Annotated in this window: 9 protein-coding genes and 1 pseudogene; 5 read left to right on the top strand and 5 right to left on the bottom strand. The window is 73.5% G+C overall.

The window, feature by feature from the left end; genetic code table 11:
- Positions 1–192 (top strand): annotated as a pseudogene (locus G3I42_RS26895) (hypothetical protein); the annotation flags it as partial.
- A 130-nt stretch (positions 193–322) separates the two neighbouring features.
- Here the strand turns inward: G3I42_RS26895 and G3I42_RS26890 are convergent.
- From G3I42_RS26890 to ugpC, 4 genes are all read right to left on the bottom strand, one after another.
- A complete protein-coding gene (locus tag G3I42_RS26890) occupies positions 323–832 on the bottom strand; it encodes a GNAT family N-acetyltransferase (RefSeq protein WP_164290159.1) in 510 nt (169 codons plus the stop codon).
- Positions 829–1,602 (bottom strand): nucleotidyltransferase family protein, encoded by a 774-nt coding sequence (locus G3I42_RS26885; RefSeq protein WP_203607388.1) that lies wholly within the window; start codon positions 1,600–1,602, stop codon positions 829–831. The genes G3I42_RS26890 and G3I42_RS26885 overlap by 4 nt, the downstream gene beginning before the upstream one ends.
- Positions 1,603–1,708: 106 nt before the next feature.
- Positions 1,709–2,143 carry a hypothetical protein gene (locus G3I42_RS26880; protein WP_164290157.1) on the bottom strand — a complete coding sequence of 145 codons (435 nt, stop codon included), beginning with the start codon at positions 2,141–2,143 and terminating at the stop codon, positions 1,709–1,711.
- Positions 2,144–2,417: 274 nt separating this feature from the next.
- On the bottom strand, positions 2,418–3,539 hold the full coding sequence (gene ugpC / locus G3I42_RS26875) for a sn-glycerol-3-phosphate ABC transporter ATP-binding protein UgpC (protein ID WP_164290155.1): 1,122 nt from the start codon (positions 3,537–3,539) through the stop codon (positions 2,418–2,420).
- A gap of 360 nt (positions 3,540–3,899) precedes the next feature.
- Between ugpC and G3I42_RS26870 the strand changes: the two genes are divergently transcribed.
- Genes G3I42_RS26870 through G3I42_RS26860 form a run of 3 tightly spaced genes read left to right on the top strand, consistent with a single transcriptional unit; the run spans position 3,900 to position 6,627 of the window.
- Positions 3,900–4,856: a hypothetical protein gene (locus tag G3I42_RS26870; protein WP_164290153.1), complete on the top strand. Its 957-nt coding sequence runs from the start codon at positions 3,900–3,902 to the stop codon at positions 4,854–4,856.
- A gap of 36 nt (positions 4,857–4,892) precedes the next feature.
- On the top strand, positions 4,893–5,714 hold the full coding sequence (locus tag G3I42_RS26865) for a hypothetical protein (RefSeq protein ID WP_164290151.1): 822 nt from the start codon (positions 4,893–4,895) through the stop codon (positions 5,712–5,714).
- Positions 5,698–6,627, top strand: coding sequence for an inositol monophosphatase (locus G3I42_RS26860; protein ID WP_164290149.1), 930 nt, complete (start codon positions 5,698–5,700; stop codon positions 6,625–6,627). Before G3I42_RS26865 ends, G3I42_RS26860 begins: the two co-directional genes overlap by 17 nt.
- A 50-nt stretch (positions 6,628–6,677) precedes the next feature.
- Here G3I42_RS26860 and G3I42_RS26855 read toward each other — a convergent pair whose 3' ends face one another.
- The gene (locus G3I42_RS26855) at positions 6,678–7,841 is read right to left on the bottom strand and encodes an SLC13 family permease (protein WP_164290161.1); all 1,164 of its coding nucleotides are present in this window, start codon (positions 7,839–7,841) and stop codon (positions 6,678–6,680) included.
- A 233-nt stretch (positions 7,842–8,074) separates the two neighbouring features.
- Between G3I42_RS26855 and G3I42_RS26850 the strand changes: the two genes are divergently transcribed.
- The coding region (locus G3I42_RS26850) for a toll/interleukin-1 receptor domain-containing protein (RefSeq protein WP_164290147.1) at positions 8,075–8,620 on the top strand (546 nt) is incomplete at its 3' end.

The following is an 8,620-nucleotide window of genomic DNA, read 5'->3' as shown; positions in this document are numbered from 1 at the left end:
CCCGCCCCGCAGCAGGCGCCGCAGCAGGCCCCCTCGTCCACGGGGGGCGGCGGCCCGGCCTCGGGCTCCGGCGGCGGCACCCAGGGCTCGTCCCCGGCCGACTCGGCCCCGCAGAGCGGTGGTTCGGGCGAAGGCGCGGGCGGCGACGACGGGAGCGGGGGTGGTCAGGGACTCGGCGGCCTCTTCGGCTAGCGGCGGGCCGGTCCTCGCACACCGGCCCGCTCGACGAGACCTGACGACGGCGCCCGCCGTCGCGAGAGGGGCCCACCCTTCGGGAGTGAGCCCCTCTTTCGTACCGCCGCAGGGTGCTCCGTACGGGGCCTCACAGCTCCCGGCGCATCACGAGCCGGGGCCACCTGTCCAGGCCCGCCGCCGCCTCTCGCGCGCGGATCTCCCGCAGGCCCGGGGGCAGTTCGGGGGCCGGGAACTCCTCGAAGCCGAGGCGCGCGTAGTACGGGGCGTTCCAGGGGACCTCGGTGAAGGTCGTGAGGGTGAGGGCTCGTGCGCCCTCCGTGCGGGCCTGGTGCGCCGCGTGGTCGATCAGGGCGCGGCCCAGGCGCCGGCGGGCGTGGGACGGGTGGACGGAGACCTGTTCGATGTGGAGGTTTCCGTCGGTCCGGTCCGCGAGCAGGTAGGCCACGGGGGTGTCGTCCGGGGGCGTGGTGAAGACCCAGGCCAGGCCCTCGCGGCGGTGGTGTTCCAGGGTCGCGAGCGGGGGCGGGGCGTCGTCGGCTATCTCCGGCATGCCGAGGGTGCGGAACGCCTCGCCCGCCGCCGTCTCGATCTCCTGGAGGCGGGGCAGGTCGGCGGGGCGCGCGGGCCGGATCGTCATGCCTCGTAGCCCCGTTCCTCCGCGAGTTCCTTCGCTGCCTCCTTCAGGTCCTTCGCCGTGTCGATCGCGCGCCAGTAGGCGCCCTGCGGGATCGGGTAGCCGGCGAGGCGGCGTTCGCGGGCGAGGCGGGGGAAGGCGGTGCGCTCGTGGTCGCCGCGCTCGGGGAGCAGGCGCGTGAAGGCGGGGGAGAGGACGTAGACGCCCGCGTTGACCGAGTACGGGGACGGCGGGGCCTCGATGAAGTCGCTGATGTGGCCGAAGGTGTCCGTCTCGACGACGCCCCAGGGCAGGCGCGGGCGCGCGAGCGCGAGGGTGGCCACGGCGGCGCGTTCGGCGTGGAAGGCGGCCATCGCGCGCAGGCCGAAGCGGGTCCAGATGTCGCCGTTGGTCGCGTACCAGGGCTCGTCCGGGTGCGGGAGGTGCGCGGCGGCGAACTTGAGGCCGCCGCCCCGGCCGAGCGGCTCGGACTCGATCACCGTCTCGACGCGCAGGGGCAGTTCGGTCTGCTGGAGCCAGGCGATGAGCACGTCGGCGAGGTGGCCGCAGGAGATGACGACGTCCGTCACGCCCTCGCGCGCGAGCCAGTCGAGCTGATGGCCGATGATCGGCACACCCGTGCCGGGGATCTCGACCATCGGCTTGGGCCGGTCGTCGGTGTACGGGCGCAGCCGGGAGCCCTGGCCCCCGGCGAGGATCACGGCCTGGCGGGGAGCCCCGGCCGGCCAGGCGGTGGCCTCGTCCGTACCCGGGCGCGCGTGCGATTCGCTCATGGCGGCACTGTACGGGGGACGGCGGCGCGCGGGGCACGGGTACGGGGGCGGGGGCTGTCTCCCGGCCCCGTACCGCCGTTGCCGCCTGGTACCGCCGCCGCGCCGCTCAGCCCTGCATCGTCGCCACGCCCGTCGCGTACGCCGTGTCGCAGACCGGGCGGGCGAAGGACTGGGCGCGGTTGGGGCCGTAGGCGCGGACGGCGGCCTCGCCGAGGGAGCGCGCGAGCGAGACGCAGTGCTCGGCGAGCGAGGGGCGCTCGCGGATGGCCTGCTGGAGGTGGGTGAGCGCGATGCCCGGGTCCTTCTCCTGGAGTTCGGAGAGGAGCTTGGTGCGCAGCACCTCCTCGGGGGCGCGGCGCTTGTTCTTCGCGTCCGCGCCCGCGGGCGAGGAGGCGTCGGAGGCGGAGGCGGTGAGCGTGGAGTCGCTCGCCCCCTGGGTCGTCCAGCTGACGTGCGTCACGGCGAGCGTCCCGGAGAGCACCAGGACGACGGGCAGGACGAGGGCGAGCGTTCGGCCGATGCGGCGGGCGGTGTAATTCACGCGGGGAAGCGTAGCGCTCCGTACTGATATAGCGACATTTAGTCACTCTATCGAGTGAGGTAATTCGGTGTTTCGTGGGTATGGAAGTTGACTTCGCAGGTCGGGGCGGGGGTGCTTCGGCTCCTGCTGGGGTGTTTCGGCTCCGCATGGGGTGCGGATACGGCGAGGGCCCCGCCCTTCCCGCTGTGGGGAAGGACGGGGCCCGTCGGCGCGTGGTTGCCTCCGCGGCCCGTTCAGGCGGCTGATGCACCCGTACGAGTGAAGGCGTCCGGCGTCAGTCGCTCAGGCGCTCGCCCGTCGAGGTCGCGAAGACGTGGCCCTCGCCGGCGCGCGGGACGACGTGCAGGACCTCGCCCTTGGCCGGGACCGCGCGCGAGTTGCCGCGGATGACCAGGTCCTTCGTCTCGCCGCCGATCTCGATCGTGCCGAAGATGAACGCGTCGGCACCCGTCTCCTCGACGACGTTGACGGTGACCGGGAGACCGGCCGGGGCGTCCTTCGACAGACCGGCGCCGGAGCCCTCGGTCTGCACGTCGAAGTGCTCGGGACGGACACCGACGGTGACGGTCTTGTCACCCTTGTCGGAGGCGGCCTTGAGCGCCTCGCGGTTGACCGGGACGACCGAGTTGCCGAACTTCACGCCGCCGTCGGTGATCGGGACCTCGATGAGGTTCATCGCCGGGGAGCCGATGAAGCCGGCGACGAAGAGGTTCGCGGGCTTGTCGTACATGTTGCGCGGCGAGTCGACCTGCTGGAGCAGACCGTCCTTGAGGACCGCGACGCGGTCGCCCATCGTCATGGCCTCGACCTGGTCGTGCGTGACGTACACGGTCGTGATGCCCAGACGGCGCTGGAGCGAGGCGATCTGCGTACGGGTCGAGACGCGGAGCTTGGCGTCGAGGTTCGACAGCGGCTCGTCCATGAGGAAGACCTGGGGCTCGCGGACGATGGCGCGGCCCATCGCGACACGCTGGCGCTGACCACCGGAGAGCGCCTTCGGCTTGCGGTCGAGGTACTCGCTCAGGTCGAGGATCTTCGCGGCCTCCTCGACCTTCTTGCGGATGTCCGCCTTGTTGACGCCGGCGATCTTGAGCGCGAAGCCCATGTTGTCGGCGACGGTCATGTGCGGGTACAGCGCGTAGTTCTGGAACACCATCGCGATGTCCCGGTCCTTCGGGGGCAGGTGGGTCACGTCGCGGTCGCCGATGCGGATGGCGCCGCCGTTGACGTCCTCCAGGCCCGCGAGCATGCGCAGCGAGGTGGACTTGCCACAGCCGGAGGGGCCGACGAGGACGAGGAACTCGCCGTCCTCGATGGCGATGTCGAGCTGGTCGACAGCGGGCTTCGTACCGCCGGGGTAGATGCGGGTTGCCTTGTCGAACGTCACAGTGGCCATTGCGGGCCCCCTTCACCGGCAGGAACGTGCCGGACGATCCGAGTAAAGAGAGAAGAAGTGGTGTAGTCCACACGGGTGAACTGCGGGTGACGCTACCCCGGCGTGTGCGGATTGTCAGTAGTCCAGGTCATGTGATGTTCATTCGCCGCTTCACCTCCCCTCTTCGCCCGGCTTTTCGCGGACGCGTCGGTCACCGGTCGCGGCGTGGGCGCTCACGCTCCGGAAGGGGGCAGCGGTCAGGAAGGGGCTTCACGCTCCGGAGGGGGTTCTTCGCGGCGGCTGAAAAGGCGTTCTGGTGGGCCCGCCACCCCGCACCTACCATCGGTCCGGTCGGAGCGGACCGGGGACGACGGGGGGACCATGGCCGGCGGAACGGGGGAACAGGGGCGGCTGGAGAGGCTGCTCAACTGGATCGCGCGGAACTTCGAGTTGCTGCTCGCGGTGCTCGGCGCGATCACCGTCGGGGTGATGGACCTGTTCGGCGACTCGCTCGGCGAGGACGCGACGGCGGGGGCCACGGTCCTCGTGCTCGGTGCCCTCGCCGCGGGCTCGCTGCGCCAGCGCCGGCGTGACGAGAACCTGGCCGACGCCGTCCACGACATCCAGCGCGCCTTCGAGGGCATGCAGATGGTCCGCTCGCTCACGGGCAGCGAGATCGGCGCCGAGCTGCGCAAGGCGCGCGAGCGCAGCGACTTCTGGGCCTTCAAGGGCGGCACGGGCACGTATCTGCGCGCCGTGACGCTGCCGGAGTGCGTGGAACGGGCCCGGGGCAACCGCTCCAACCTCACCTTCACGATCGACATCGTCGACCCCGCCGACGCCGCCGCCTGCCGCGCCTACGCCCGCTTCCGCCGCTCGTACGCGACGACGGAGGGCTCGTACGACCCGGAGGCGTGGACGCAGGAGCGGACGAGCAAGGAGTCGTACGCGACCGTCCTCGCCGCGGGCTGGCACCTCCAGCGGCTGCCCGGCATGACCGTGCACCTCTACTTGTCGGCCACCGCGCCGACCCTGCGCTTCGACGTCTCGCAGTCCCGGCTCATCATCACGCAGGACGACCGCGCGCGCCCCGGACTCCTGGTCACCGAGAACCACCCGCTGCACCGCTACTACAGCGTCGAGCTCCAGCAGAGCCGCAACCAGGCCCGCAAGATCGAGCTGGGCCAGGCCCGCGCCCTCGACAACGACCCGACCAACGACCAGGCGCGGGCCTTCTTCGAGGACCTCGGCCTGCCGCTGCCGACGACCTTCTCCGACACCGAGGTGCGGCAGGTCGTGGAGAAGGCGCTCCACGCCGAGAACCCGTACCCGATCTGAGCCGCACCGATCCGAGAGGCCAGGCTGAACCACGCCATGGACGCGCCGCACGGGATAGCCATCGACTACGACGCCCTGCACGCACTGCTCGACCCCGGCCCCGCCCCGGGCGCCGGACCGCCCCCGGACCGTACCGCCGCGCGGGACCTCGCCGTCGCCGCTCTCCGTGCCGTCGCCGAGGGCCGCTGGGACCTCCCCGCGATCCGCCACCCGCTGGGCTTCCTGTGCCTGCCGGTGCTCCGGGACGGGGCGAAGGGGGTGTGCGTGCACCTCTTCGACGGCGCGGACGCGGACGGTGGGGACGGCGCGGACGCGGGCGGCGACGGCCTCGTGGGCTCCGGCGGCGGCCTCGTGGATGGGGGCGGTGGCGGCCTCGTGGGCTCCGGCGGTGGCGATCTCGCGGCGGCGCCGCCCGGCAGGGTTCCCCTCGTCCACGCCCACAGCTGGTCGCTCATCAGCCTCGTCCTCCACGGGCGCGTGACGAACCGCTCCGTGCGGGTCGTCGACGATCCCGCGGCGCCGACGCACCGCGTGTACGAGGTGCGCAGCCGCGCGGACGGCACGGACGACGTGCGGCCCACCGCGCGGCTCGTGCACGCGGAGCCGGGCGGCTCCGAGCGGAGCGTGAGCGGTGACGTCTACGTCGTCAGGCCCGGCGAGTTCCACGCGACGGTGGTGAGCGGCGGGCGGCCCGCCGCGACGCTCGCGCTCGGCGAGTCGCTGCCCGGGCGCAGCGACATGTCCCTGGGGCCGCTGTCCGGCGAGGCGCACCGCTCGGTGCGGGAGATCTGCGACCGGGGAGAGACCGTCGTGGCGGTGCGGGCCGCTCTGAGGAGGATCGATGGACCGGACGACTGAGGAACAGCGCGGCTACGAGGCCGAGTTGGGGGTCGCGCTGGCGGCGGCCGAGGAGGCGGGGCGGATGCTGCGCGCCCGCTTCGGGGACACGTGGCGGATCGGCGTCAAGGGCGCGGACGGCGACGTCGTCACCGAACTCGACCTGGCGGCGGAGCGGATCGTGCTCGGCCGGCTGCGCGAGGCGTTCCCCGAGGACCGGGTGTGGTCGGAGGAGGCGGGGCTGCTCGCGGGCGCGGCGGAGCGGACGTGGCTCGTCGACCCGCTCGACGGGAGCAACAACGTCGCGATCGGTTTGCCGACGTACGCGGTGGGGATCGGGCTGTGCGTCGCCGGGGCGCCCGTGCTCGGCGTCGTCCACGAGCCGCACACGGGGGCGACGTGGCACGCGGTGAGGGGCGGCGGGGTGTACGGGCACGGGGAACGGCTCGACGAGGGCGGGGGGCTTCCCGGCGGGGGCCGGGCGGGCTCCGTACCGGCGGCCGGGCCCGTACCGGCCGTCGAGGCGCTGCCGCCCGACACCCCGATGCCCGCCTCCGCGCCGCGTCTCGTCGTGGCCTGGACGCAGGGGCACTCGGTGCGCAAGGACGACGTGCTCGCCGAGGCGCTGCGGGTCGCGCTGGAGCGGCGCACGCGGCGCGTGCTCGCGCTGTGGGCGCCGCTGCTCGGCTGGTCGATGCTGGCGCGCGGGACGATCGACGGCTTCGTGGGGTACTGCGCGGAGGCGGTGGACTTCCCGCCGGGCGCGCTGCTCGCGCTGGAGGCGGGCTGCGAGTTCCGTACGCTCGAAGGCGGCCCGTTCCGGATCGGCTTCACCGGGCCCGACACGACGCGCTGCTTCGTCGCGGGGCGCCCCGACGTCCTCGACCGGCTGGTGGCGCTGACGCGGGAGGCGGTGGGGGCGGCGGTGGCGTAACCGCCGTACGCACGGGCCCTGTTCGTCCCGTCAGTTCGTACGCGCCCCGTTCAGCCCGTCAGGACCAGCGCCCCCGTCGCCGCCGCCGTGCCCGTGACCGCGAGGACGAGGCCCGTGCCGACGAAGCGCGCGAGGGGGACCCTGACCCCGGCGGTGCGGCAGCGCTCGAACCACAGGAGGGTCGCGAGCGAGGCCCAAGGAGTCACCAGAGGACCGACGTTGGTGCCGATGAGGAAGGCGAGGAGCTGGTCCTGGTTGGCGTCGGGGACGGCGGCCTCGCCCGCGAGGTAGACCGGCAGGTTGTTGAGCACGTTGGAGAGCCCGGCGCCGACCGAGGCGGAGCGGAAGAGCCCGCCCGCGCCCTCCTCCGTGCCCATCGCATGCGTCAACAGCGTATGCAGGCCATGGACGTTGACGGTCTCGACGACGAGGAACATGCCCGGCACCATGATCAGCAGGCGCCAGGGGACGAGCGAGAGGCGCAGTTCGGCGGGGCGGCGCAGCGCGAAGGCGACGACCACGACGAGCGCGGCGGCGAGCGAGTCCGCCCACAGCGGGACGGGCGCGAGCAGGATCGCGACGAGGAAGCCCGCGCAGGCCAGGGCGCAGGTCCGGAAGAGGACCGGGTCGGCGGGGCGGAACGCGGCCGTGGGGACGTAGGCGTCGGCGCCGCGCCGCCCCCGCCGCCAGTACATCGCCCACAGGCACACCGCCGTCGCCGCGACGACGGCCGCCTGCGGGGCCCACATGCGGGCCGCGAGGCCGCCCGCCGAGAGGCCGACGCGGTCCGCCGCGAGGAGGTTCGTGAGGTTCGAGACGGGGAGCAGGAGGCTCGCGGTGTTCGCGAGCCAGACCGTCGTCATCGCGAGCGGCAGGGGCGCGATGCCGACGCGGGCCGCCATCGCGAGCATGACGGGGGTGAGCAGGACGGCGGTCGTGTCGAGGTTCAGGATCAGCGCGGTCGCGGAGGCGAAGAGCACGCAGAGGCCGAACAGGCGTGCGTAACTGCCCTTGCCGACACGGGAGATGCCGCCCGCCAACACATCGAACACCTGTGCCCGGCCGGTGAGTTCGGCCATGACGATGACGGTCGCGAGGAAGGCCAGGAGGGGTGCCGTGCGGCGGGCCACGTCGCCCGCCGCGTGGGTGGGCAGCGCGCCGGTCGCGAGGAGGATCAGCCCGCACGCGAGCAGGGCGCAGGCGAGTAAGTCCAAGGGGTGCGGGCGGCGTCGCGGGGCTCTCGGTGTCGGCACGGCGACAGGTTCGCACACGGGCGCGAGGCGAAGAAGGGCGCGGGGGCGGGGCCCGTCCCCGCGCACGGAGTGTGACGCCGCCCCGGCCCGTACCGCCGCTCCGTACGCCTTCGGGCCCCCATTCGTCCTCGGCATCGCGACTTTTGGCCGGTTGTCCACCGTCGGGGGGTTACGCGGGTTCCTACCATGGGCGGATGGTGACGGGCAGCACGGACGCGGCGCAGCGGCAGGCCACTTTCTTCATCAGCTACTCCCCGGCCGACGAGGCGTGGGCCTCGTGGATCGCGTGGACGCTGGAGGAGGCCGGTTTCCGTACGGTGATCCAGGCCTGGGACTTCGTCGCGGGCAGCAACTTCATCGACTACATGGACCGCGGCGTGAGCGAGTCCGCCGCGGTCATCGCCGTCCTCTCGCGGAACTACCAGGGCTCGCGGTACGGGCGCATGGAGTGGCAGGCGGCGCTGCGCTCCGAGCCGGACCAGCCCGATCGCAGGCTGCTCACCGTGCGCGTGGACGAGGCGCCCGTGGAGGGGCTGCTCGCGACGATCACGTACGTCGACCTCGTCGGCGTCCCCGACGCGCGGACCGCGCGCGGGCTGCTCCTCACCCGGGTCGAGCAGGCGCTGGACGGGCACGCGCGCCCCGGCAGCAGTCCCGCGTACCCGGGCGAGGGCGGGACGGTGTCCGCGCCCGTCCCCGCGCAGTCCTGGCGCCAGCCGCTCACCGGGGGCGGCGAGCGG

Origin of the sequence: Streptomyces sp. SID11385 (assembly GCF_010548245.1) — a bacterium.
Taxonomy (GTDB): domain Bacteria; phylum Actinomycetota; class Actinomycetes; order Streptomycetales; family Streptomycetaceae; genus Streptomyces.
This window is presented reverse-complemented; position numbering and strand designations above follow the sequence as displayed.

Coding starts and splice junctions, on each gene's coding strand:
- G3I42_RS26890 (WP_164290159.1), bottom strand. CDS start 832: ATGACGATCCGGCCCGCGCGCCCCGCCGACCTGCCCCGCCTCCAGGAG.
- G3I42_RS26885 (WP_203607388.1), bottom strand. CDS start 1,602: ATGAGCGAATCGCACGCGCGCCCGGGTACGGACGAGGCCACCGCCTGG.
- ugpC (WP_164290155.1), bottom strand. CDS start 3,539: ATGGCCACTGTGACGTTCGACAAGGCAACCCGCATCTACCCCGGCGGT.
- G3I42_RS26870 (WP_164290153.1), top strand. CDS start 3,900: ATGGCCGGCGGAACGGGGGAACAGGGGCGGCTGGAGAGGCTGCTCAAC.
- G3I42_RS26865 (WP_164290151.1), top strand. CDS start 4,893: ATGGACGCGCCGCACGGGATAGCCATCGACTACGACGCCCTGCACGCA.
- G3I42_RS26860 (WP_164290149.1), top strand. CDS start 5,698: ATGGACCGGACGACTGAGGAACAGCGCGGCTACGAGGCCGAGTTGGGG.